Origin of the sequence: Streptococcus sp. KR, assembly GCF_002238115.1 — a bacterium.
Taxonomy (GTDB): Bacteria; Bacillota; Bacilli; order Lactobacillales; family Streptococcaceae; genus Streptococcus.
Genome location: NZ_NGVM01000425.1, coordinates 1 through 206, shown reverse-complemented (window position 1 = coordinate 206; position 206 = coordinate 1). Strand labels below are relative to the sequence as shown.

At 37.9% G+C, this 206-nt stretch carries 1 pseudogene; it reads left to right on the top strand.

The annotated features are described in order from the left end of the window. Positions 1–206, top strand: a pseudogene (locus tag CBI42_RS13385) (helix-turn-helix domain-containing protein); the annotation flags it as partial.

The following is a 206-nucleotide window of genomic DNA, read 5'->3' as shown; positions in this document are numbered from 1 at the left end:
CTTTATCAGTAAGTTTGAAAAAGGCGATTCACAAATTTCATTCAATCGTCTGATTCATTTACTGGGCAAAATCAACTTTTCGGTTGAAGAGTTTCTTTATATCAATGGTCGGCAGGCAAACAAAGCAATTGATTCTACTTTTATGTCTTACCGGCCGATTTATTTAACCGCCGGATTTATGAGTCCACTGGTCGCCTTCATGAATG